Annotated in this window: 21 protein-coding genes; all 21 read right to left on the bottom strand. The window is 56.0% G+C overall.

Annotated features, from left to right (window positions below; translation table 11 throughout):
* Window positions 1–32: 32 nt before the first annotated feature.
* Window positions 33–470: a hypothetical protein gene (locus NUX24_RS04505; protein WP_257830100.1), complete on the bottom strand. Its 438-nt coding sequence runs from the start codon at window positions 468–470 to the stop codon at window positions 33–35.
* A 345-nt stretch (window positions 471–815) separates the two neighbouring features.
* Window positions 816–1196 (bottom strand): immunity protein Tsi6 family protein, encoded by a 381-nt coding sequence (locus NUX24_RS04500; RefSeq protein WP_257830099.1) that lies wholly within the window; start codon window positions 1194–1196, stop codon window positions 816–818.
* On the bottom strand, window positions 1189–2451 hold the full coding sequence (locus NUX24_RS04495) for a polymorphic toxin type 46 domain-containing protein (protein WP_257830098.1): 1263 nt from the start codon (window positions 2449–2451) through the stop codon (window positions 1189–1191). The genes NUX24_RS04500 and NUX24_RS04495 overlap by 8 nt, the downstream gene beginning before the upstream one ends.
* 2 nt (window positions 2452–2453) lie before the next feature.
* Entirely contained in the window at window positions 2454–3248 is a 795-nt protein-coding gene (locus tag NUX24_RS04490; protein WP_257830097.1) for a DcrB-related protein, read from the bottom strand.
* Between the two features lie 11 nt (window positions 3249–3259).
* On the bottom strand, window positions 3260–5188 hold the full coding sequence (locus NUX24_RS04485; RefSeq protein WP_257830096.1) for a type VI secretion system Vgr family protein: 1929 nt from the start codon (window positions 5186–5188) through the stop codon (window positions 3260–3262).
* Between the two features lie 88 nt (window positions 5189–5276).
* Window positions 5277–5708 carry a hypothetical protein gene (locus tag NUX24_RS04480; protein WP_257830095.1) on the bottom strand — a complete coding sequence of 144 codons (432 nt, stop codon included), beginning with the start codon at window positions 5706–5708 and terminating at the stop codon, window positions 5277–5279.
* Window positions 5692–6495 (bottom strand): hypothetical protein, encoded by an 804-nt coding sequence (locus NUX24_RS04475; RefSeq protein ID WP_052119558.1) that lies wholly within the window; start codon window positions 6493–6495, stop codon window positions 5692–5694. The genes NUX24_RS04480 and NUX24_RS04475 overlap by 17 nt, the downstream gene beginning before the upstream one ends.
* Window positions 6496–6515: 20 nt before the next feature.
* Complete coding sequence (locus NUX24_RS04470) at window positions 6516–7934, bottom strand: serine/threonine-protein kinase (RefSeq protein ID WP_257830094.1); 1419 nt, start codon at window positions 7932–7934, stop codon at window positions 6516–6518.
* Between the two features lie 24 nt (window positions 7935–7958).
* Window positions 7959–10574, bottom strand: a complete 2616-nt coding sequence (gene tssH, locus NUX24_RS04465) for a type VI secretion system ATPase TssH (protein ID WP_257830093.1) — start codon at window positions 10572–10574, stop codon at window positions 7959–7961.
* Window positions 10575–10612: 38 nt separating this feature from the next.
* Window positions 10613–11656 (bottom strand): type VI secretion system baseplate subunit TssG, encoded by a 1044-nt coding sequence (gene tssG, locus NUX24_RS04460; RefSeq protein WP_257830092.1) that lies wholly within the window; start codon window positions 11654–11656, stop codon window positions 10613–10615.
* Window positions 11653–13524: a type VI secretion system baseplate subunit TssF gene (tssF, locus tag NUX24_RS04455; protein ID WP_257830091.1), complete on the bottom strand. Its 1872-nt coding sequence runs from the start codon at window positions 13522–13524 to the stop codon at window positions 11653–11655. Before tssF ends, tssG begins: the two co-directional genes overlap by 4 nt.
* Window positions 13525–13526: 2 nt before the next feature.
* Window positions 13527–14090, bottom strand: coding sequence for a type VI secretion system baseplate subunit TssE (gene tssE / locus NUX24_RS04450; protein ID WP_047652264.1), 564 nt, complete (start codon window positions 14088–14090; stop codon window positions 13527–13529).
* Window positions 14083–14895 carry a type VI secretion system accessory protein TagJ gene (locus NUX24_RS04445; protein WP_257830090.1) on the bottom strand — a complete coding sequence of 271 codons (813 nt, stop codon included), beginning with the start codon at window positions 14893–14895 and terminating at the stop codon, window positions 14083–14085. The genes tssE and NUX24_RS04445 overlap by 8 nt, the downstream gene beginning before the upstream one ends.
* A 9-nt stretch (window positions 14896–14904) precedes the next feature.
* A complete protein-coding gene (locus tag NUX24_RS04440) occupies window positions 14905–15903 on the bottom strand; it encodes a hypothetical protein (RefSeq protein WP_257830089.1) in 999 nt (332 codons plus the stop codon).
* A 16-nt stretch (window positions 15904–15919) separates the two neighbouring features.
* Entirely contained in the window at window positions 15920–16717 is a 798-nt protein-coding gene (locus NUX24_RS04435) for a PP2C family serine/threonine-protein phosphatase (RefSeq protein WP_023336024.1), read from the bottom strand.
* The gene (tagH, locus tag NUX24_RS04430; RefSeq protein WP_257830088.1) at window positions 16714–18477 is read right to left on the bottom strand and encodes a type VI secretion system-associated FHA domain protein TagH; all 1764 of its coding nucleotides are present in this window, start codon (window positions 18475–18477) and stop codon (window positions 16714–16716) included. Before tagH ends, NUX24_RS04435 begins: the two co-directional genes overlap by 4 nt.
* 87 nt (window positions 18478–18564) lie before the next feature.
* Window positions 18565–18981: a hypothetical protein gene (locus tag NUX24_RS04425; protein WP_257830087.1), complete on the bottom strand. Its 417-nt coding sequence runs from the start codon at window positions 18979–18981 to the stop codon at window positions 18565–18567.
* The gene (locus tag NUX24_RS04420) at window positions 18975–19964 is read right to left on the bottom strand and encodes a hypothetical protein (protein ID WP_047652270.1); all 990 of its coding nucleotides are present in this window, start codon (window positions 19962–19964) and stop codon (window positions 18975–18977) included. The genes NUX24_RS04425 and NUX24_RS04420 overlap by 7 nt, the downstream gene beginning before the upstream one ends.
* 246 nt (window positions 19965–20210) lie before the next feature.
* A complete protein-coding gene (locus NUX24_RS04415; protein WP_008502640.1) occupies window positions 20211–20693 on the bottom strand; it encodes a type VI secretion system tube protein Hcp in 483 nt (160 codons plus the stop codon).
* 345 nt (window positions 20694–21038) lie between these two features.
* Complete coding sequence (gene tssC, locus NUX24_RS04410; RefSeq protein WP_023336028.1) at window positions 21039–22538, bottom strand: type VI secretion system contractile sheath large subunit; 1500 nt, start codon at window positions 22536–22538, stop codon at window positions 21039–21041.
* A 3-nt stretch (window positions 22539–22541) separates the two neighbouring features.
* Complete coding sequence (gene tssB, locus NUX24_RS04405) at window positions 22542–23066, bottom strand: type VI secretion system contractile sheath small subunit (RefSeq protein WP_008502644.1); 525 nt, start codon at window positions 23064–23066, stop codon at window positions 22542–22544.
* Window positions 23067–23093 lie beyond the last annotated feature (27 nt).

The raw sequence follows: 23093 nt of genomic DNA, 5'->3' as shown, positions 1-23093 counted from the left end.
CGGTGTTCATTGAGATATTTTTTAAATCGTGCTTATTTAAGCCATAAACCTGAAAACATAAGGACGCTACCCAGGGAAACGACGCTTTTAGCAACGATAAGTAAGCCAGGCGCAACGACGCGTGTTATAGACGATATTGCTTCATAATTTTCAGCATTGTATTTTTTGTGCCCTCCTGTAATCCCGGAAAAGATCGTGCAGAGCAGCACAACGGTAACTTTCAATCCCCATACGCACAGGAAAGACATGGAAAAGATAATCGAATATTGTTTCGCCGTTGCGACGGAGAATAATGACATTGACTGAGCGAACCATTTCAACGTAAAGCCAATAACGATCGTAGCCAGTAGCACCAGAACGAACATCAACCCAGCCAGGAACCATTGTTTTTTGCCGAACAAATCTTTTCCATTCCAGATAAGCGCTAGTGCCCAAACCAGAAAGAGAAGAAAGAAAAACCAATGCATCATAACATTCCACATTTATATATCATGCCATTTTCGGCATCCATCTAACCTATTCGCATCAGACTGTTTTGCCAAACCAAACCCAATAAGCGCACTAACAGCACGATCTCGCAATTCTGCTAGTGAGATGTTACATAATGGTGTTAAGTCCCATTATTTTTTGTGTATCGCAATCAAAAGATGATTCTAATAGTTTATCATTATATTTATACTGCATTTTCTGCTGACCTGAAAGACTGCTAACAGGTAAGTACTTACGATATCTATCTACATATTTTAACAACACATTCAAATTAGCATGTGAATCAATCACCATTCACCAATAATAAAATATATTTAACATGAACCCTAAAATTCATCAGGGTATTTCATTTTAAGATTTTGTTGTTTTATTCTGTAATTGGCATCAACCTCATGCGGGAGCCTAACCTTTAATCCTCGGCGGATTTGATCAACAATAAACCAGGCATCCGACAACCTTTCAAAAAACAACTCATCCGAATTATCAAACTCCTTCGCTGCATACATACCGAACGTCATCTTCCATAACTTCGCCTTATCCTTTTCCTTGCCTTCGATTAAATCCCGTAGAAATAACAATTGTTGCACAATAGAGTCGTACATTTGTAAAAGCGGGGAATTAGGATTGAGATTTTTGACCTCAGCACATCTCTTCTTTGCTAAAGTTAATGCTTTTTCAACATAATTTAGAGCTGTCATGCTATTCATTATATGGAGTCCAGATATCACGCTTAGTGGTGAACCATTGTATCCCACCTCCTTCTGTCTGGAAAGGTTTGTCTGGTACAGACCACGTGTCCAAGGCTGGTGTGGCACTACTTCGAAGCATTTCTACTTTTTGTTGCGCCTGATAAGCTTTTACTTCTTTAGGAACAATTAACCCCGTACCCCTGACCTGTCCTTCTGGGTTAATTCCAAGTTTTGTGGCAGGGGTCGATTCATCAAGTGAATACCAGTTTCCTTGCCAATTCCCCGGGGATTGATTCTGATAAGCTATTTTCCCTTTATTAATTGTTTCAATAGTCACTCTCTGCTCAAGATCTATACCGCTGCGATAAGCTGGTATTTTACTTTCTTCAACACCCTGAGAACGCATAAAATCATCAACAATTTTTTGATTTGCACGGATATTAATATCTCTGTTGAGATCGCCCGTGCGTCCAAATTTTTCATTAAGTTCAGCTCTTCGGGCCGAAATATTTGGCTTAACCGGTTCGAGAACAGGCTTACCAGCCCGCCACGCATCAAACCGTGCCCCGCCTTTAATGCCAGCCCCGCCGCCGATAACGGAGCCGATCAACATCCCCCATTTCTGACCGTCGCTACCTTCGCCACACAGCATTCCACCCGCGTAGCCACCAATAGTCCCACCGCCCATCGCACCGAGGGTGCTCAGAAGTGCGATTGCCGGACTGGCCAGCACCGCCATGGCTCCGGCACCAACGGCGAGCATCGTCCAGTTCACCCATTCCGGGATTTCAGGACTTATTTCATCGGTCTGGACCTTGCTTCCGCCGATGATAACATTACGCGATCCCTGGCTAATCTCAGCGCTGCATGTCAACTTATCGCCCGTGCGAGAGGCGGGAAAGTTGTTGATGTAAACTTTTATCGAACCTTCCGCAACCCGTTGCAGGCTACCGCTGTGCTCATCACACTCTCCGGCTGACAGATGAGCGCGGATAGCCTTTCGGCTGTTGATAAAGACATTGGGTGAACCTTCTTTTAGCGTACCGGTAGTATGGCGTGGAGCCCATGACATACTGCCGAGGAGCTCACCCAAGCCACCCGCAGCACACGCCCCAGCCGCAACGGCGGAAACAGCAACCAGCGCGGTCCCTCCGGTGACGACTACGGCAGCTGCACCCAGAATTGCCCCACCAACCAATCCTGCGATCATCCAGCCTTTTGAGGCTGTATGAGCAATCTCATCATCTACGCGAGCGGCCAGACATTCGGACATAACTATTCGGCTCGCTGTGCCATCAGATACCCACGTATCCGATCGGGTGTATTAAGTTGGTCAGAACCAGAGACCTGGCGGCATACGGAAAGCTGTGAAAGCAAGTGATGTGATTTGTCTGAGGAAGCCGTCCAGAGCGCGTAACGAAGAGGTTGGCTGTCCGGAACGGGTGCAATACTGAGTGGTTTACCCTGCTTTTCAAAAAGCAAATATTGCCCCTCTTTCGCCCGCTGAAGCGAAAGATGTCCATACAGTTCTTGAATGTTTTCAAAGACACTCAATACCTTACTCTCACTATCAAGCGCAAAAAATGGCCCCTGGCTATCGGCAGCAAGCATTTCCCGGGTTTCAGTCTGAGCCGGTTTGTGGAACTTAATACTGCAGATAATTTCCTGATATTGATTATGATAATAATCGCTAAACTCGCCCGGGCAAGTACCGATATAACACACCATCTTTTGGCCGCCAGGATGGTCACCGAGCAAAATAACGGTCTGCCTCTGGAAAATGATCGCATTATCATTTTTGAATTGATAAAAAAGCTCAACCGCCGGGAGACCATCAACAGAGGTCATCTGAGAGGATTCGAGACGAAAGTCGGGCACCGTAATTTCCAGTTCACGTACCAGCCGTGTTGCCGCATCATGGACTTTGTCTTCGTTTTTAGCACTCGCACGAGAAACAACAAAAGTAAACTCGCTGGCTCCGTTATCACTCAGGGTAAATAAATTCATGGTTCTGTCTTTAAATACATCGGGTAAAGCAAGGGATGCTTCCTGAAGAATATATTCAGCCATTCGGGTTACTCTTACTTATTGCCATTAATAACAAAAAAACTATCCACTTCCTGCTGGATTTCACCCTGAAGGGATGCGCCAGGAGGATCGATAACGTTTCGTCCATCATCAGGATTCAAATGCAATTCACCGGAAAGCGTATTAATTTGCGCATTCTGTTTCGCAGTAAAGTTAAAGTTATTACCAATGATATGGACGCTGCCGTCTTTTGATAGCTCGATGGCGCTTTCACCACATTCCAGTCTCAGCGTATTTCCTGCGGAAAGGATAAAATTATTAACGACTTTATCGTTTCGACTGTTCCCCGTCAGGCATACCACATCACCTTTAATCCCTGATTTCTGATTTTTCGCTACCCGTAAGGTTTCATCTTCGCCAACAAACTGGGTTCGATTTTTTTCAGTAGAATGTGTTTCGTCGTTTTTGACGTTAATATCAAGATTGCGCTCGGCCTGGATCCACACCTGCTCTGCACCCGCTTTATCCTCAAACCGCAGGGCGTTGGCGTTGTCCACGGAACCGTCTTTTGTGCGGCTCATAAAGCCCATCTGCGTCGCCGCAGCCGGCAGCGCCCACGGCGGCATGCTCGCGTCGTTGTACACGCGCCCGGTAATGATCGGACGGTCCGGGTCGCCGTTGATAAAGTCCACCACCACCTCGTCGCCGACGCGCGGGATTTGCACCCCGCCGTAGCCCTGGCCCGCCCACGCGCTCGACACGCGCACCCAGCAGGAGCTGGTGTCATCGCCCTTCGCCAGACGGTCCCAGTGGAACTTCACCTTCACGCGACCGTATTTGTCCGTCCAGATACTCTCGCCGTTCGGCCCCACCACCTTCGCGGTCTGCGGGCCGTAGGTGCGCGGCCACGCCGTGGACTGCGCCGGGCGGTACACCACCGCCGACGGGATGACCGTAAAATCGGTGCGGTGAAGGGTTTCCCCCTCGCCGCTGGCGTAGCGGTTCTCTTCGAAGTGGTAACCCGCCGCCGTCACCAGATACTCACCGTTGTCGCTGAAGAACGGCGCGTTGGTTAACGTGAAGATGTGCCCGGGCGCAATCCCTGCCGCCGTCGCGGTGGCCTGAATCTGCTGATGCTCCACCTGCCAGCGCTCCTGACGGATACGGGCATAGAACTCCCCGTGGCCTTTGTCCACAAAGCGACCCGGCCAGTCGTACACGTCGATGCTGCCCGGCTTCGGCGACGCCGGGTTCTGCTGGGCCTGGAACAGCCACGCGTTCGGCTTGCGGAAGTCATAGTCGTCGAGGCTGTAAATCCCCGGCGTCACGCTGTCCTCCAGCGCCCACTGGCTGATGCCCTCTTCGTCCGTACTGCCTCCTGACGGCGTCTGGTGGTAAGGAATGACCTCATAGCCGCTGAACGGCTGATGCTGCGTCGCGGCGTCGGTGAGTACCAGGGTGTGCTTGTCCGCCTCGTGGCGGAAGTGATACGCAATCCCCTCCAGCTCCATCAGGCGGCTGATGAAGTCCAGGCTCGACTCCTGATACTGCACGCAGTAGTCCCACACCCGGTAGCTGCCGGTGAGTTTGTCCTCAACGTTAACCTGATGCTCGCCCAGCAGGATTTTGACAATCTGCGGCACCGTCTGCCCCTGGAAGATGCGCAGGTTACGGTCGCGCTTCATCGGCCACAGGTCCGGCTCCACCGTCAGCTGGTACACCGCATAGCGGGTGCCCGTCAGCTCAACGGCGCTGACCGCCACGCGGGTAATCTTGCCGTTAACATAGCGGGACGTCAGCAGGCTCTGCGTCGGGATGGTCACCGTGACCGGCTGGCCCAGCAGCTTGCTGCGGTCGATGCGCGCGTCCGTGCCGAGCACGGTCAGCGTCAGCGCGAACGACTCGGACATCGCCTCGCGGCCCGTCAGTTTCCAGAACAGAAGCCCCTCCACCGGGAGCTGAACGGTAATTCGGTTGAGCATAATCGTTAATCCATATGGCTTATGCGATACAAAGGATTTCGGTAACAAACCTGCCGTGCTGAATACTCTTCAAACCCAGGTCTTTAATTTATGCAGGCTGTTTTTTTAAAATATAAATCAGCGAATAAATCTTTAAAAATTCCGACAACACAAACAACCCCAAATTTAGCCAAACATTCGAAACACCAAACATGCTTACTAATACAGGGAATAGTGGCACTGAAAATCTGAACGAGATGAGGCGGAAAACTTCCTGAAACAGTGCAAATTTAATTGCGTAGGTCTTTCTTTTAAAGAAAAACCAGGCTGATGCAATAAGCGATAGTAAAAGAATCAGATCTAAAATGAAAAAGAGCGTTACCAGTCCGTCGCCTGAGACATCGTTCGTCAGGCTGTTAAAAGCCATAATATCTGAAATAAACGGAACTCTATCCTGCCGCAGTGCATTAATGCAGTAAAGTAAGACCGCCAGAACATCCATACATCCCCAGAAATACCATAACTTACTTTTTAAACTCATAATCTTCTTCTCTTACTCCTGGGATCCAATGCCATGATTTACCGCCAATAGCCCAGGCATCATCCCCTTCCTGATACTTTTGGTAAATAGAGCGCTTTTCTCCATAACGTCTGATGACAGACTGTTCAGAGAGTAATGCCCGCGAAGTGCTATCCAACTCTGCGGGTAAAGGGGTCCATTGTTGAATTTTGTCACGTGAGGTATTCATATAATCTTTACCGTCCGATCCAAAAACTCGCCCCTCATCCCCCATGCTAGTTAAACGGTTTATCACCATTACCAGAACATTTTTCGTGCCATGATAATCATTGTCTACCGTTTTCCAGTATCCCGGACCATAGTGAGCCGTTACAGGAACAAATGTATCTCTCGTTGGCGCGGGTTTTCCGAACAGAGCAACATTATTACGATAACGCTCAAGGACATAATTTATATAAGCAGAGTTATAACGCGTTTCATCAACACAAAATAACTCTCCTGATTCTGATATGAAAAAAGGATAAGTCGCCTTTGTCCGTTGCCGCCGGTCAATTAACACTACTGCACCCGTGTCAATTAAGCGCTCGATCTTATTAAGATTTTGTGCATACAGCGGATCAAAAACCGCGTTAGGATTAAATTCGTAGCGATGTCGTAACGTCAAACCCTCTATGCTGTGGAAAGGATTAGACACCCCACGTACCACAACAAACTCGCGTCCTACATCGCTCCGGGCATAAACAGGAGAGACAATCTTTTCAAATTCCTTTGGATGAAGCCTTTGGTTTCGAAGATCGTACACTTCCATAAAATCTCCTGTTTATCTATTTACGGATTCACCAGCCAGGTGCCCGGCTTGGTAATATCCAGCGTCTGGCCACGCGTTCTTCCATTGCCCTGCAGTTCAATCTTCACCTCACCGGCCGGCAGCTTGAGCGATGCATAGCCGTTGGTCGCCGGACGCAGCGCTTTTGGCTCGCCGTTCACTTTCAGCGTTTCGCCGTCGAGGATGCGGATATAGACCAGCGCAATAGGGCTCTCCACAGGCGGCGGAGTCTGCTGGGCCGTCGCCTGCTCGTTAACCTTCGCCGTTTCCGGCTTCACGTCCAGCGCGTTTGCGGCGGTCTCAGTCGGACGCGTCTCTGCCGGCGCCTGTGCAGCCTGCTCGGGAGCATCATTACCGCTGCTGAACAGCATCGCCCCGGCGACAATACCCACCAGCACGCCTGCGGCAACCATGCCCGGGATCTTGTAGCGGCGCCAGTCGAGCAGCGAAGCCGGTTTTTCGTCTTCGACCGGAACCAGCATCGTGCCGGGCTTTTTCGCCGTCAGCACGTCGTTAATCCCGGCGACCGGCATCTCAATCAGCGCGGCGAACTCGTCGATTGACTGCGGACGGTCCTCCATGTGCAGCGCCAGCGCCCGGTCGATGGCCTGCAGCAGCGGAATGGAATAGCCCTGCGGCATGATTTCCACCAGCGGTTTGCAGGTATCCTGAATAGAGCGCACCACGCTGACCGGCGGCGGAGAACCCACAATCAGGGTACGCAGCACCGCGCCGAGGGCGTAAATATCCGTCCACGGGCCCTGCTCGCTTTCGTTGTCGTCGGTGTACTGCTCAATTGGCGCAAAGCCCGGGCGCAGCATGGTTTCCGTTTCGTCGGAGAGGTTACCGATGGTGCGGCGCGCGGAGCCGAAATCAAGCAGCACCGGCAGGCCGTTATCCTGGATCTGAATGTTATCCAGCGAGATGTCGCGGTGCAGGTAGCCTTCGTTGTGGATGGTCTTGATCGCACCAAACAGCATCGGCAGCGTGCGGCGGATCCAGGCCTCGTTAATCAGCTCCGGCTTTTCTTCGCGCAGGCGCGAAAGCGTGGTGCCGCTGTAAAATAGCGTCCCCATGTAGGCCGTGTCGTTTTGCACCCAGAAACGCAGAACGTGCAGCAGGTTCGGGTGGTTAAAGCGTGCCAGCAGACGGGCTTCCTGAATAAAGCTGTTCAGGCCTGCGGAAAACGCCTTGCCAAAGCGCTCGCTGCGCAGCACAAGGGTCATGTCGTCGCCGCGCACGGCGAGCGAGGAAGGCATAAATTCTTTGATAGCGATAGTGCGTTCGAGCTGGTGATCCCACGCGCGATAGACGATGCCAAAACCGCCGCCGCCGATCACCTCTTTGATTTCAAACTCGTTGAAGCGGTACCCGACCGGGAGCGCGTTTGGGACAGTCCGATTGTTATCATTATCCGTCATCTTTTACAGTTCTCTTGATGATTATTACGCGGCAAACTGACAGTGAAACTCGCCCTGCTCGCAGGTGACGTGCAGACGTCGGTACTGCTCGTCGCTGCGGCTGGCGGTAAGTAAGATCTGGCTCATCTGAGGCAGCAAGGTGTTGGTCAGAATAGCATCCACCATGCGGCCGCCGGACTCCACCTCGGTACAGCGCTGAACAATCTGTTCCACCACGCTGTCGTCAAACTCAGAAATAATGCTGTGATTCTCTTCCAGACGACGCTGAATGCGCTTGAGCTGCAGGCGAACAATCTGCCCCAGCATCTCGTCGCTGAGCGGGTAGTACGGCACCACCAGAAGGCGGCCCAGCAGCGCCGGTGGGAAGACCTCCAGCAGCGGCTGGCGCAGAGCGCCGCTTAACGCGTCAGGCTCCGGCATCAGCTCCGGATCGGCGCACATAGCGCTAATCAGCTCGGTGCCCACGTTGGAGGTCAGAATAATGATGGTGTTACGGAAATCGATGTGGCGCCCCTCGCCGTCTTCCATCCAGCCTTTATCAAAGACCTGGAAGAAGATCTCGTGGACGTCCGGGTGCGCTTTTTCAATTTCGTCCAGCAGCACCACGCTGTACGGGCGGCGGCGGACGGCCTCGGTTAACACCCCGCCTTCACCATACCCTACGTACCCCGGAGGCGCACCTTTTAAGGTGGAAACGGTGTGCGCTTCCTGGAACTCGCTCATGTTGATGGTGATAACGTTCTGCTCGCCGCCGTAGAGGGATTCGGCGAGCGCCAGCGCGGTTTCAGTTTTACCGACGCCGGACGGGCCGCACAGCATAAAGACGCCCACCGGTTTGTTGGGATCGTCCAGCTTCGCCCGCGAGGTTTTCACGCGGCGGGCAATGAGATCCAGGCCGTGACGCTGGCCGATAACGCGCTGGTTCAGCGTGTCGGCGAGGTTGAGCACCGCGTCGATCTCGTTTTTCACCATCCGGCCCAGCGGGATCCCGGTCCAGTCAGAGACCACCGCGGCAACCACGTTTTCATCCACCGCCGCAAACAGCAGCGGTTCATCGCCCTGCAGGGCGTTCAGCGCCTGCTGCTGTTCCGCCAGCTGGCCGCGCAGCTCAGCGCTATCTTCCTCACCCGCCGCGAACAGCGCCGCGTGCAGGCGAATGATCTCCTGCACCAGGCTGCGCTCTTCTTCCCAGCGCCGGGACAGGGCTTCGCGTTTTGCTTCATACGCGTCGCGATCGGCGAGTAAAGCTGTCACGCGATCGGCATCACCGGCCCCCACGCGCGCTTCGCGTTCAGCAATCTCAATTTCCACATCCAGCGCGGCAAGGTGGCGCAGGCAGTCTTCCAGCTGCGCAGGGGGGGCGCTCTGGCTAACCGCGACGCGGGCGCAGGCGGTGTCGAGCAGCGCAACGGCTTTGTCCGGCAGCTGACGCGCCGGGATGTAACGATGCGAAAGCTTCACCGCCGCGCTGACCGCTTCGTCGAGCAGCAGGACCTGGTGATGCGTCTCCAGCGGCGACACGGTGCTGCGCAGCATCAGAATGGCTTTCGCTTCGTCCGGCTCGTGAACCTGCACCGTCTGGAAACGGCGGGTCAGCGCCGGGTCTTTCTCGATGTATTTTTTGTATTCCGCCCAGGTGGTGGCGCCGATGGTGCGCAGCTGGCCGCGCGCCAGCGCGGGCTTCAGCAGGTTCGCCGCGTCACCGGTCCCCTGCTGGCCGCCTGCGCCAATCAGGGTGTGGATCTCATCGATAAACAGAATAATCGGCGTGGCGCTGGACTGGACTTCGTTAATGAGCGCCTGCAGACGGGCCTCGAACTCGCCTTTCATGCCGGCGCCCGCCTGCAGCATGCCAATATCCAGCAGCCACAGCTGAATATTTTGCAGCGGCTCCGGCACGTCGCCATCGGCGATACGCAGCGCCAGCCCTTCCACCACCGCCGTTTTCCCGACCCCGGCTTCCCCGGTCAGCAGCGGGTTGTTCTGGCGGCGACGCATCAGGATATCCACCATCTGGCGGATCTCCTCGTCGCGCCCGACAACCGGGTCAATCTTCCCTTCGCGGGCGCGGGCGGTCAGGTCCTGGCCGTACTGGGCCAGCGTCCCCTGCGCCGCCGGTACCGCACCCGCCGGTGCGTCTGCGGCGGCAGCGGCCTGCTGCGTCTCTTTGCTGTTGGCGCAGATAGCGTCGAACTGCTCAATCAGCACCTCGACGTTAAGGCGGGTGAACTGCGCCGAGATGCTTTTCAGCACGTTAGCCAGGTTCCAGGTTTTGAGCAGGCCGATCAGCAAATGGCCGCCGCGAATACGGCTGACGCCAAACTTCAGCGATCCAAACACCCAGGCGCGCTCCACGGCACTGTCGATATGCTCGGAGAGATCGGAAACGGAACTGGCGCCACGCGGAAGGACATCCAGCGCGGCAACGATATCGCGGGTCAGCTGCTGTTCATCGAGGGCAAAGTGGCGGATGACCTGCTGCAGATCGCCATCCTGCTGCTGCATCAGTTGATGCAGCCAGTGCACCAGCTCAACGTACGGGTTACCGCGCAGCTTGCAGAACGCAGTGGCGCTTTCCAGAGAGGCAAATAACAGCGTATCCAGTTTGCCGAAAAGCACGGCACGGCTAATTTCTGACATGTTAGTTTCCATTAACAATGATTCGGTATACGGAAGGATTACCGCTCTGCGCGATACACCAGATCGCCACGCGGGACGGGCTGCGGCTGAAGGCCCAGCCAGGTGTTATAGCCTAATCGCCCATTGCTGCCGAGCGTGGTGCCCTGCACCGCGTCTTCACGCAGGATCACCCGCGTTTCCCATTCAAACTCCACCCCGGCGTACTGACGCACCCAGTCGCGCAGCTCGGTGACCCACGCTTCCCCCGGCAGAAAACGGTTGTACTCCTCCGCGCTCAGCGGGCCAATCTCGATGCGAAACTTATGCTGCACGTCGCGGACGGCGACGCCGAGAAAGGCGGACTCCCCCATGCGCGGCATGCGGCGCCCTGCTCCCAGCTGCGCCTGCTCGCGCGTGGAAAGCGGCATCCACTGCGGCACGTTGCTGACCAGTTTGACCGGCGCCTTAAAATAGCTGCGCAGGATCTTCTCCAGCCCCTCCGGATCCCGCCCGTGCCGGGTCAGGTGTCCGGCGTGGGTAAATCGCGCGTGCGAGCTCAGGCTGCCTTTGTTCATCTGCCCCGGCTGGCCCATGCCAATCAGCGACGCCAGGTACCCCTCAAAGCGCCTGTTATCGGCGCGATCCAGAGAGACCGCCGGCTGCGCATCCGCCCAGGCGCGGTAAAACAGCAGCGTCAGGCGATGATGGAACAGGTCGGCAAACGCGCTGAGGCTGGTGTCCTGATGATGATAAATACGCTCGCGGGCGTATTCGGTCATGTGGACCGGCAGCGGGCCGTTCGGGCCAAACAGGCCGAAGCTGAGGACAGATACCTCATGCAGCCCGCTCTCCTCCCGCTGGCGGACCTGAGCCAGCGTCGACGGCGCAAAGCTCATCGACGGCTGCTGGCCGATGCGCAGCGGTTCAAATTTCGGCAGCGGCGCGCGTCCCAGCGGGTAGCGCTCGCCGCCCTGGGCATCAATGCGCCTTAACAGCTGAAACAGATCGTAGCGCCAGGGCGTCTCACGGACTCCGTGCCAGAACGCGTCCGGCAGCCGGGTCAGGCGATGCACGCGCAGCGGTGCAGTGGCAGCGTCACTCATATCAGCGCCCTTTTACCCATGCGCGGCGCCCAGTAGCCAATCTCGCCGCGCTGCTGACTCTTCAGGGTGAATTCCGTAAAGCTGTTGATGGATACCAGGCGGGCAAAGAGACGCTCCATCACGCTGCCAAAGAGCCACGGGCTGGCGCCGGAAAAGGCTCGCTCATCCACCATCAGGGTAATGCCGATCCCGCGGGCGAAAACGACCGGGCCGGGTTCAGGCACGCGGCGGTGAACCGGCTCCAGCACGCAGTGGCGTACCCCATCCACCTGCCGCGCAACGGGCGTTTCTGCCAGGTTGGCGTACAGCCCTAACAGCTGGCGCAGCGCGGCCGCGCCGTCTTCGTTTTCGCTGTCCATCAGGCTGAGATAGTTCATCTGCAGTTGGCTGATGAGCCGCCAGGTGCTGAACCCTTCCGCCAGCGCCGGACGCGGTGGCGTCGGCCCTTTACGCAGGGTGAGGGATTTCACCGGCATGGAGTCGGCCACAATGAACTGCCCGAGCTCCTGCTGCAGCATCAGCGGCAGATCGCGGCTGGTGCAGAGCACCTCGGCAGAGATATAGCGCAGGTTTTCCTGCCACGGAGCGTGCTGTTCATCCACCAGCGAAACAAACACCTCTGAACCGATGTAACCGGTGCGGGTACCGTAGCGCAGGGCGTGCTCGGACAGCACGCGCTGTTCGCGGCGCAGGGAGAAATAGGCCCCGTAGTTGCCCGCATCGCCGCTCCAGGTGCTCCAGAATGGACGAAACGTCTGGTCATCGCGCTGGCCGTCCGCGCTGCCATAGATTTTTTTGACCGCGTAAATTTCATAATCCAGCGGACGAATGTTATCGACCACCAGATGGTATTCATGCTGGCCTTCATTCAGCTTCTGACGCGCCGCGACCTTTGGGAAAAGGTTGATGACCGGCGTACAGTGCAGCGCCAGATGGCTGGCATCGACCACCCGCTCCAGCTGTTCATCCGACTTATCCAGCAGAATGAAGATGTCGAAGGCTTTTTCGCCTTCACAGCGCTGGATAAGCTTGCACAGACCGCTCAGGCTAATGAAGCGGAAGCGGGCCGGAAACGCAAAGTACTCCTGCAGCAGGCGATAGCCGTCAAAGTTGCGCAGATCGTCCGGAAGCAGAGCCTGGTCAGGATCAAAGCCCTCCTGGCGCAGCGCGTCAGAGGCCAGCAGCTGTCGCTGCGGCTGCGGGCTGACCGTCTGACAGACGATCCCGGCGTGGTGCTCCATCACCAGCTCCAGCAGCTTCAGCGCTTCAATATCCGGACCGCCCAGGAAGAATTCCAGACGGTCGAAATCCAGGTGCCCGAGGTTTTGCGGGCCGTCGCAGGCGATGCGGATCCGCAAGGCGCTGCCGATCCCCCGCTGGCTCAGCCCCAGCTGCGCCAGCGGCAGATCGGCTGGCACGCCGCCCAGTTCGACCTTGTCGATTTTCAGCGGCAGCAGGTTGACCTCGTGCGCCGTGGTATAGCTGCAGGTCACGCCGGTTTTTTTCAGCGCCAGGCTGTCCATCATGGTGCCGCGCGGCACAATGAAGCCCTTGCTCAGGTCGCCCCGGCTGCTGTCGGGCTCAATCTCCGCGATCGCCATCGACGGCGTGGGCGCGAGATAGTTAGGCGCAATCATCTCCAGCAGACGCTGGGAGAAGCGCGGAAACTCCGCGTCCATTTTCATCTGCACGCGGGAGGTCAGGAAGGCGAAGCCCTCCATCAGACGTTCGGTATACGGGTCCGCCACTTCGATGCCGCGCATGCCCAGCCGTCCGGCGACTTTTGGGTAGCGTTCGGCAAACTCGGCCCCCATTTCGCGCAGGTAGGCCAGCTCGCGGTTGTAATATTCGAGCAGTTTACTTTCCATGATTACCCCGCATCTTTCAGTTCAAAATGGCCGTTTTCCAGATCGACATCGGTACGAAACAGAAACTCCAGCGGGTACGGTACGCACCATAAACGCCCTTTGATCTCGATGGAGAGCACGTTGTGCAGATCCAGCGAGGAGGTATCCGACACGCAGCGGACCTGCAGCCCCTGCGGCAAAATGCGCGGCTCAAAATTGATGATGGCCTCGGTGAGCTTGCGCTGGATATCGTGCCATTCGATATCCGACATTCTCTTTCCGGCCAGCGGCGCGACGCCGAAGTTGACCACCGAGCGGTTCACGTGCGGCAAGGCGCTCAAGTCGCCGGAGGCATCGTGGTTAATGGTATTAAACAGCCACTGCAGATCGCGCAGCACGTTGCGGCGCAGGGCGGCGTGGGTGATCAGATTGCTGTTGGCCGACTCGCGCTTTTTGTCCGGGTCGTTATCGGTGAGACGATCCAGCAGCGAGGGCTGCATTTTGTCGCGCGCCCCCACCTTCTCCTGCTTGCTGCGGGCTTGCCAGCCGCTGCGCAGCAGATCGCCTTCGCCAGCGGGATTACTCATCGGCTCCATCCGTCGCAAACGTCACGAGGCTTAAGGACAGCAGCGGGTATTCGCTTTGATCGCTCAGCCAGGCTTTCTGGCCCCTGCCTTCGTAAAGGGTGCCATCTTCGTCGAGCGGCTGCCACTCTGTGGTGCGGCCCAGCTTGACCGCATCAGTGGCATCGGCAGCAAACGGGTAACGCGCCGGGATCTGACACACCTGCTCCGTCCCGTCCGTCAGGCGCACCAGCGCGTGACGCCAGACCAGATCGGTCACGCTGGCGGGCGCCTGGAAACGGATCTCCGCGATGGCGCTGAACGGCAGCCAGAAATAACGGCCGTTCACGATGGTTTCGCAGACCGGGCCGAGACGGGCATCGCCATCCATCAGCCACTCGAAAGCCTGCGTTTCCTCGTTTTCGAGGATAATCTGGCCGGCAGTAGCCTCAGCCCGATCGAGGGCTTCCAGACGCAGCGCCCGGGCGCGCTCGCCCTCCTCGCTCAGCGCCGCGGCCAGGGTCGTCAGCCACGGCCACTGGGTTTCTGGCATGGCCGGACGCGCCTGTCCCGCCATCACCTGGGCGCGCTGCAGCTCGCCCTGAATGGATTGCTCCAGCAGCGTGACGGTGGGCTTCGCCTGCGGCTTCAGCGCCAGCCAGCTTTTCAGCTGGGTCAGCGCGCGCGTCCAGTTGCCGCTGAGGGTTAAAAACTGCACGAACGCGGCGCGGAGGTCGGCATCCGCCGGACGGGCTTTGATTTCAGCTTCAAGGCGCGCCAGCGCATCGCTGAGCGACTCGCCCGCCAGGTGTTGATAGAGCGTATTCATAGCCATTCCTTAATTCGCCGCGCGCCATGCGCCGATGGCCGGGTCGCGCAGCTGAGGACGCAGGGTGTCAATCAGGACAATATTCAGCGGCGTGCCGGGTGCAACCCAGGCGCTCCAGGTTTTTTTCACCGCCGCAATACGCGCCTGCAGTTTTGCATCGTCGCTGGCGATTTCGCGGGAAATCTCCACCGCTACGGTGCCGTTGCTTTTCCAGCTGTTCAGGGCGCTATCGTAAGGCAGGATCATCCAGCTCTGGTCGCTGTTTGGGGTGCTGAATACCATGCGCTCTTTGTTGACGGAGGTGATCAGCGCGTTTTCAGGATCGGCGCTTTGATTCAGCCCGGTCACCGGGAAGCCGTGGATGTAGGTCACCGCCATCTCTTTCTGTCCGCCGTTGCGGGACTGCGAAACCACGGTGTGTCCGCTCAGCCAGCTGCCGTTACCGCAGCGGGTAGTGTCAGAATCCGGAATAAAGAGCGCCGGAGCGGAAGCGCCACCTTCCCAGAAGGTGCGCAGGTGGCAGCCGTCCTGCAGGGTAAATTCCTGCCACGGCGTGCGGTCAGCGGCAACCGTGCGGGAAGCCACGTTCTGGTCCGGCGGCAGCAGCGCGCCGCTGGCTGCGGTTGCGGTGACGGTCGCAGCAGGCGCGGCCTGCTCCTGTTTCACCACCAGCGCCCAGTCCTGCGCTTTTCCTGCCGTACCCTGCGCCAGCGTGGTACCCGCCGGATCGTTGAGCGTCCAGCTAAGCTTATTTACTTTGCTGCACTGGTGTTCCAGCAGGGAGCCAAGGCGCGGCACAAAGTTCTCCAGCACGGAGACGTCTTTCTTGCCGTTCGCCACAATGCGCAGCGCCACCTCAGGCTTACACCAGCTCTGCGGCGTGTTGTCTTTAATGTTGTCGATCCAGATATCCAGCTTCTGCGCAGGAGACTGCACGATGCGGAAATTCTCAGCCTGCGCGGTGGAGGTGACCGCCAGAAGTGCCAAACCCGATAGCCAAAGTTTCATATCGTTCCTTGTGTGTCTAATCAGTTCCGCAGGGAAGAAATTGTGCTGCGTCAGAGAGGGTGTGCAGCAAAGTGGTGTCCTGAGGGTTGCCCATCCATACCGCCAGGGCAGTATAGTTATCCTGAGCATTCCCCTCCTGTTCGCCATTCTTTTGAATGATTTGGTTCATTAAGGTCAGCCACTCCTGCGGCGTATTGACCATATGCAGCGACTGCTTCATTTGCTCTTCGCTGACGCCGTGCCAGAACCCGTCGGTGCAGAGTAAGAATGCATCGCCGTCTTCAACCTGCACCACGTCGCTGTAGCTCGCTTCCGGCCCGCCGTTTTCTATTCCCAGCGCCAGATAGAGCAGGTTGCTGTTGAGATCGTCGGTCTGGTGCCCGGCGTCTTTCATCTGCTGCACCAGGCTGTGGTCGGTGGTCACATGCCACAGCCATCCCCGGCGAAACAGGTACAGGCGGCTGTCTCCGGCGTGCGCCCAGTAGGCCAGGCCGTAATCACGGTCAATGAACAGGCTGACCAGCGTCGTGCCCATCCGGCGATAGTCCTGAACGGCCTGCTGTTCGCTGAGGATAGTGCGGTTAGCCGTCTGCACGTAGTCGCGGATGTGCTGCGCATTGAGATGTTTGTCGCCATCGAAGCGGGAGATAATGCTGTTGCGGGCCAGCTCTGCAGCCACCTCACCGCCCGGCAGGCCCGCGATGCCGTCGCAGACGACAAAGCAGGCTGAACGTTCCCCTATGGTTTCTCCCGTCTGGTCCTGGTTGCTGGCGCGCGTCCCCTGGCGGGAGAGAGAAGCCGTTGCGATATTCATTTGTCTTCCGATCCGCTCTGTGAGTCTTTGTACTGATTCACCTCCATGTCGTACGCATGAAGGAAGGCCTCGCCGAACAGGGTGTGGAAGTCATCCTCAATTTCGCCAGCCGTCTCGCCATAGCTGCGAACAAAATAGTCCCACAGGGCGGCTTTGCGGCTGCCCGGCAGCGCCAGACGCGAGGTCATCCCGTTCTGCTTCGCCTGCTCTTCCAGCTGTTCCGGATTAAAGGACTGCAGCATCGCGGCAATGATGGCGCGGATACCGGAGATCATGCCCAGCTGGTGCGCCTGCAGATCGATCAGCGCGTCGCGCACGGATTTGGTCGGCGGCATAAAGCCCGGCATCGGGGTGCCGAACATCTGGATCAGCACGGTTTTGCCGGTCGGCAGCAGCTTGAACGGGTTGTTGGCATCGTCCAGCACCATGGTCATGTCGGCCTTCACGCCCCGCTTGAGGATGGAGCGCGAGGAGAGCAGCGCCACGGTCCCCTGAGAGAACATGCCGAGGATCTGCCCGAGCTGACGCATATTTTCACGGTCAAACTGCGGGACAGGCTGCATTTCGCTCAGACCCATGCCTTCCAGCAGCGCCTCCAGCAGCTCGCCCTGCAGCACTTCGCCCTTCTCACCGCTGTTTGCTGCGGCGGCTGGGGCGGCGGCGTTATTGACCGGGTCAATGCGCAGACGGCCTTTCGGTGCCTGAGCGCTGCTGCGCGCCACAGCCTGCGGCGTAGGCATGGTGAAGCCAGCGTAATCTGGTCGCGCGGGCTCTTCTTCAGCACGCGGTTCTTCCTGCGGCTCAGGCGCGAACAGCGGAGAATCGGCCAGCACGTCCTCTTCCTGCTCGGGTTCAGGCACTGGCGCAGGCTTTTCGGCAATAATGTCATCCGGATGGGTTAATGGCGCGCCGCCCATCAGCCCGAGCGGGTCGTCATTACGCGCTGCTGGCGCGCTGGCCTTACCGCCAAACAGGGCCAGCGGATCGAGCTCGTCCGTCGCCTCGTCTTCTGGCTTCACGGGGCTATTCTCGCCCGGCGGCACCAGCGTTGACGGGGTGACGTCGTCAAAAATACTCTCTTTTTTGAACAACGCTTCGTCGCTGAACAGCGTGTCCGGGTCAACGTTCTTACGCTCGAGCTTTGGATCGCTGTCGTTAAACATCGCCAGCGGATCTTCCGCGTTACGCTCCGGGGCCGCAGGCTGGGAGAACGGATCGTGCGATGCAGCAGGCTGCGGTTTTGTACGGTTGCTGGAGATGCTGTCGGAGATGGAGAACTCCTGCATCAGGCTATCCCAGATTTCCGTTGGCACGGCGGTCGGCTCGGCCTTCCCGCGCGGTGTGGCGCTCGCCGGCTTCGGTTGCGGAGCGGGCGCGGACGCGGCTGCCGGACGCGCCTGCTGATGCATACTGGCCGCCATACGGCTCACGGGCTGGGTATCGTGGATCAGTTCGGTGACTTCGATACGGTAGTCATCAATACCGAGAATGTCGCCATCCTGCAGCTCAACCTGACGCCCTCGCTCCAGCGGAATGTCATTTAATACCACGCGGGTGACGCTGCCACGGTTGGTCACGCGGCATTCGCCCTGGGCGTCAACGTGAACAATGGCCTGCAGGCGAGAGATGGTGCGGTCATTGTCCGGCAACACCAGATTGTTATCCGTACCGCGCCCAATGGTGCCGCCCGGGGCGTAAAAATCACAGCTGCTTTGCGGCGGCTGATGACCGGGTTTCGTAGAAAGAATCGTGAATCGCATGGCGTATTCCTGCTGGTATGATTAGCGCTCAAACGCTGCCGCTCTCGGGGCGAGAACGGCGGCGTTTGAGAAATTGAATATCAAAAACTATTTAATGAAGGTAATAAAATAAAATCCAACAATGAGCCATAGAGTGAATATTAACGCCTGTAACTTATAACGGCGATGTAATTTTAGCATCCAACCAATTCTTTCTTCAGGTAACGACTGTACATATTTATAAGCATCTTCCTGAACAAGCCTTTCACGCGTGAATTTCATTTCAACGCCTTTATAAAGGCGGACAAACCAGATTATTTTTTGATAATTGGCCAGCGAACCAAAAAAAGAAGCATAGTTGGTTACAAGATCCAGATCATATCCCTTGCGCCGATAGTCTGAAAGTAACTGATTATAATCAGCCTCGTGTTTTTTGAAATAACGAGAACTGAACAGATCCATAATTACAACAACCAGCAATAAAACCACGATAAGAAATAATGATAAATTCTCTATATTCACCATATTTTATCCATCATATACTCAGTCGCTCCGCCCGCTATCTCGCCACCAACGTATCCACCAGCAGCAGCCCCAACAATGGAGCAGGCGAGCAGTCCTACGCCCCCCGTCGCAACACCAAGCGCAACGCAGACACCAGCACCTGCCATTGCTCCGTATTTACCACCGTAAATACCCCCTGCCAGGCTTGCACCAAAGCTGCTGTATTTTTTCACAGCGACTTTAGAGCAACTCTGCTCTCGTCCTACGGTGCAGGCATTGTAAACTTCATTAGTGGTATTTGCACCTGCAAAACCTATTGCAAGCCACCCTCCCGCTTTAAGAAAACGAGCGGCCTTAGAGGCATTATCGATATAAGTTGAATAACCACGAATAGAGGCGACCCCGGCTGTACTCCATTCATGTACAATGGATCTGCTTGACAAGCCTAATGCATGCTTCAATTCGTTATAGGGTTTCATCTTTAAGGTCAGTCGGGACAATTTGTTTAATAAACCATCCAACTCAGAAAAGAGGCGCTGACGCTCAACAAAAAACTGTTGGCTTATCAATGTCCCTTGTGCTCTGTACTGATTCTGGTAAGCCAATTCAATGGATTTAAGTTTTTTTTCTATTTCACTAAAATATTTTTCACCTGCATCAGCAACGACACCAAGGGACTTATCCATAAAATTAGTGACTGCAGCTATGGTACTAAAATGTTGATTAAAGAAATTCGCTTCACCAGAGTTAAGATCGGCCAGAGCACCGTTGACTTTCTTTTTAGCGAGCTGTAATTGCATAAGCTGCACAGAATTATTACTTCCCGGCGGATCAAGAATCAACATCTGCCCAGGTTTTGACCACTGCGCATCACTATTAACCTGCATGAAATAACGTGCAGCATCACTATTTGGATCGTTGAATAAAAGCCTTGCCTGGAAATCCAGGGTTCCGGGCTGCTGAACAATACAATATCCCGGATTAACTAATGACTGACTAGCCATATTCATTCCCTTTGATTTTTACAAAAACGCTCACAAATAAGCATACACATTTAAATAAAAACGGAGTTGAATTAGTATCCAAAGGTTGACACTTTCTTAAAAACATCAACATTTGAAAACGCTCCTATTCTATTCTGGCTAGCGATAATTCGCCTCTAGAATTTACACTGAGAATAAAGCGAGCCGCATATCGAACAAATGAATTAATCATAATGACCGGGGAAAACTCCCCGGTCACATACGCAGTTACGCTTCTTTGTTTTCTTTGATGTTCCAGCCAGCGCTGCTTTCAGCACCTTTACCACCAGACGTGGTCTGCTCCCAGTACTGCTGTTTCACTTTCGCAGCCTGGAATGCATAGGTCACACCAACGGTATCGCCGTTGTCTGCACCGGTGTACTGAACAGAGGTGACCAGCACATCTTCCAGCGTGATGCGGGAGTATTCCACCTGCTGGCCGCCGGCTTTACAGACGGACAGCTCAACTTTGGTCAGGTGTTTACCGCTGGCGCAGTGTTTCAGGATAGCGGTGGTGGATTTGTCGATCAGCGCGTTAACGTGCAGGTCGTTAAAGTTAACTTTACCGGCACCGCCGCCACCGCCAACGCTCATATTACCTGGCTGGGAAGCACCCCAGGAGAAGGAGGTAATATCAGTCCAGCCGGTGTGGTTAGAATCTTTAGATTCGCCCGTAACACCCTCGACCTTCAGAAACATATCAATAGCCATAATATCTACTCTTCGTGGATGAACAATATTGCTTTCGAAAAAGCACTTATATGGCAAACAGGAAAGCATGGGGCTGAATAAAACCGTCCATATTTTACCTCTGCCTCATATCAAATGACCCGTGTCATTTGACAGTCTTACATTCCCCCTGAATGAACGGAAAGAATGTGAAGCCTTTACTACCGGGCGTTATTCTGGAATCGAATAAGCCCGGCATTACCGGGGATTAATTTTTGAATTCTTACGGACAGTGATGTTTGAGGAAAACTGAATAACCACCGCAGCGGTATTTTCCCCCTCACCCCCACCCTCTCCCTCAGGGGAGAGGGGGCGTCCGTGTCTTCATCACGCGTCTTTCGTCTTCAGAGACGGCAGTTTAGAAACCAGACGCAGGGAAACGGTCAGACCTTCCAGCTGGTAGTGAGGACGCAGGAAGAACTTCGCGGCGTAGTAGCCCGGGTTGTCTTCAATCTCCTGCACCTGCACTTCCGCTGCGGCCAGCGGTTTACGGGACTTGGTCTCCTGAGAGGAGTTCGCCGGGTCACCGTCGACGTAGTTCATGACCCAGTCGTTCAGCCAGCGCTCCATCTCTTCGCGCTCGCGGAAGGAGCCGATTTTGTCGCGCACGATGCACTTCAGGTAGTGCGCAAAGCGGCAGCAGGCGAACAGGTACGGCAGACGAGAGGCCAGACGCGCGTTGGCGGTGGCATCCGGGTCGTGGTACTCGGCCGGTTTCTGCAGCGACTGCGCGCCGATGAAGGCGGCAAAGTCGGAGTTTTTGCGGTGAACCAGCGGCATAAATCCGTTTTTCGCCAGCTCGGCTTCACGACGATCGCTGATGGCGATCTCGGTCGGACACTTCATGTCCACGCCGCCGTCATCGCTCGGGAAGGTGTGGCACGGCAGGTTTTCCACCGCCCCGCCGGACTCCACGCCGCGAATTGAGGTGCACCAGCCGTACTCTTTGAAGGAGCGGTTGATGTTGGCGGCCATCGCGTACGCGGCGTTCGCCCAGGAGTAGCTGTTGTGGTTCGCGCCGTCGGTCTGCTCCTCAAAGTCAAAGCTGTCGACCGGGTTGGTGCGAATGCCGTACGGCAGGCGCGACAGGAAGCGCGGCATCACCAGGCCCAGATAGCGGGCATCTTCGGATTCACGCAGCGAACGCCAGGCGGCGTATTCGGTGTTCTGGAAGATCTTGGTCAGGTCGCGCGGGTTAGCCAGCTCCTGCCAGGACTCCATCTGCATCACGCCCGGTGCGGTACCGGTGATAAACGGACAGTGCGCCGCCGAGCCGATGCGCGCCATTTCGCCCAGTAGCTCAACGTCCTGCGGGCTGTGGTCGAAGTAGTAGTCGCCCACGATGCAGCCAAACGGCTCGCCGCCGAACTGACCGTACTCCTGCTCGTAGATTTTCTTGAAGATCGGGCTCTGGTCCCAGCCCACGCCCTTGAAGCGCTTCAGGGTGCGGCCCAGCTCCTGCTTGGAGATGCTCATAAAGCGAATCTTCAGCATCTCGTCAGTTTCAGTGTTGTTCACCAGATAGCTCAGACCGCGCCAGGCGCTCTCCAGCTTCTGAAACTCGTCGTGGTGAATGATCTGATTCACCTGCTGCGACAGCTGCTCGTCGATACCGGCGATCAGGTTCTGAATGGTGCGGTAGGTGTCGTTCGAGAAGGTGACGGTATTTTCCAGCGCCTGCTGCGCCAGCGTTTTGACCGCGCTTTCTACGGCTGAACGGGCCTGATCGGTTTTCGGGCGGAACTCTTTGTTCAGCAGCGCGCTGAATTCATCCTGGCTGAACGCCTGACCCGCCTGCTGCTCGTGTTGTTGAGTCTGGTTGCTCATCGATTATTCCTCGCTACCTTTCGCGCTTTCGTCATTTTTCGGCAACTGGCTCAGGGATTTGAGCAGCGTCGGATCCTGCAGAATTTTAGCGATCAGCTCTTCCGCACCGTTTTTGCCGTCCATATAGGTCAGCAGGTTGGAGAGCTGGGTACGCGCTTCCAGCAGCTTGTTCAGCGGCTCGACCTTGCGGGCCACCGCATCCGGCAGGAAGTCGTCCATGCTGTCAAAGGTCAGATCCACGTTGAGCTTACCTTCGCCGGTCAGGGTGTTATCCACCTGGAACGCCACGCGCGGCTTCAGCGCCTTCATGCGTTCGTCAAAGTTGTCGATGTCGATTTCGAGGAATTTACGCTCGTCGACGGCCGGCAGATTTTCCACCGGTTTGCCGACCAGATCGGCCATGACGCCCATCACAAACGGCAGCTGAATTTTACGTTCTGCACCGTAGATCTCTACGTCGTACTCGATCTGCACGCGGGGGGCACGGTTACGTGCGATGAATTTCTGCCCACTGTTACTCATTGCCATGATGTTCTCCATCAAAGATGCGCGGTG

This window comes from Enterobacter sp. HG048 (genome assembly GCF_024702055.1).
Taxonomy (GTDB): domain Bacteria; phylum Pseudomonadota; class Gammaproteobacteria; order Enterobacterales; family Enterobacteriaceae; genus Enterobacter; species Enterobacter dykesii.
This window is presented reverse-complemented; position numbering and strand designations above follow the sequence as displayed.

Excerpts from the sequence above, each read along its gene's own strand:
- NUX24_RS04505 (WP_257830100.1), bottom strand. The coding sequence starts at position 470 with ATGATGCATTGGTTTTTCTTTCTTCTCTTTCTGGTTTGGGCACTAGCG.
- NUX24_RS04500 (WP_257830099.1), bottom strand. The coding sequence starts at position 1,196 with ATGAATAGCATGACAGCTCTAAATTATGTTGAAAAAGCATTAACTTTA.
- NUX24_RS04495 (WP_257830098.1), bottom strand. The coding sequence starts at position 2,451 with ATGTCCGAATGTCTGGCCGCTCGCGTAGATGATGAGATTGCTCATACA.
- NUX24_RS04490 (WP_257830097.1), bottom strand. The coding sequence starts at position 3,248 with ATGGCTGAATATATTCTTCAGGAAGCATCCCTTGCTTTACCCGATGTA.
- NUX24_RS04485 (WP_257830096.1), bottom strand. The coding sequence starts at position 5,188 with ATGCTCAACCGAATTACCGTTCAGCTCCCGGTGGAGGGGCTTCTGTTC.
- NUX24_RS04480 (WP_257830095.1), bottom strand. The coding sequence starts at position 5,708 with ATGAGTTTAAAAAGTAAGTTATGGTATTTCTGGGGATGTATGGATGTT.
- NUX24_RS04475 (WP_052119558.1), bottom strand. The coding sequence starts at position 6,495 with ATGGAAGTGTACGATCTTCGAAACCAAAGGCTTCATCCAAAGGAATTT.
- NUX24_RS04470 (WP_257830094.1), bottom strand. The coding sequence starts at position 7,934 with ATGACGGATAATGATAACAATCGGACTGTCCCAAACGCGCTCCCGGTC.
- tssH (WP_257830093.1), bottom strand. The coding sequence starts at position 10,574 with ATGTCAGAAATTAGCCGTGCCGTGCTTTTCGGCAAACTGGATACGCTG.
- tssG (WP_257830092.1), bottom strand. The coding sequence starts at position 11,656 with ATGAGTGACGCTGCCACTGCACCGCTGCGCGTGCATCGCCTGACCCGG.
- tssF (WP_257830091.1), bottom strand. The coding sequence starts at position 13,524 with ATGGAAAGTAAACTGCTCGAATATTACAACCGCGAGCTGGCCTACCTG.
- tssE (WP_047652264.1), bottom strand. The coding sequence starts at position 14,090 with ATGAGTAATCCCGCTGGCGAAGGCGATCTGCTGCGCAGCGGCTGGCAA.
- NUX24_RS04445 (WP_257830090.1), bottom strand. The coding sequence starts at position 14,895 with ATGAATACGCTCTATCAACACCTGGCGGGCGAGTCGCTCAGCGATGCG.
- NUX24_RS04440 (WP_257830089.1), bottom strand. The coding sequence starts at position 15,903 with ATGAAACTTTGGCTATCGGGTTTGGCACTTCTGGCGGTCACCTCCACC.
- NUX24_RS04435 (WP_023336024.1), bottom strand. The coding sequence starts at position 16,717 with ATGAATATCGCAACGGCTTCTCTCTCCCGCCAGGGGACGCGCGCCAGC.
- tagH (WP_257830088.1), bottom strand. The coding sequence starts at position 18,477 with ATGCGATTCACGATTCTTTCTACGAAACCCGGTCATCAGCCGCCGCAA.
- NUX24_RS04425 (WP_257830087.1), bottom strand. The coding sequence starts at position 18,981 with ATGGTGAATATAGAGAATTTATCATTATTTCTTATCGTGGTTTTATTG.
- NUX24_RS04420 (WP_047652270.1), bottom strand. The coding sequence starts at position 19,964 with ATGGCTAGTCAGTCATTAGTTAATCCGGGATATTGTATTGTTCAGCAG.
- NUX24_RS04415 (WP_008502640.1), bottom strand. The coding sequence starts at position 20,693 with ATGGCTATTGATATGTTTCTGAAGGTCGAGGGTGTTACGGGCGAATCT.
- tssC (WP_023336028.1), bottom strand. The coding sequence starts at position 22,538 with ATGAGCAACCAGACTCAACAACACGAGCAGCAGGCGGGTCAGGCGTTC.
- tssB (WP_008502644.1), bottom strand. The coding sequence starts at position 23,066 with ATGGCAATGAGTAACAGTGGGCAGAAATTCATCGCACGTAACCGTGCC.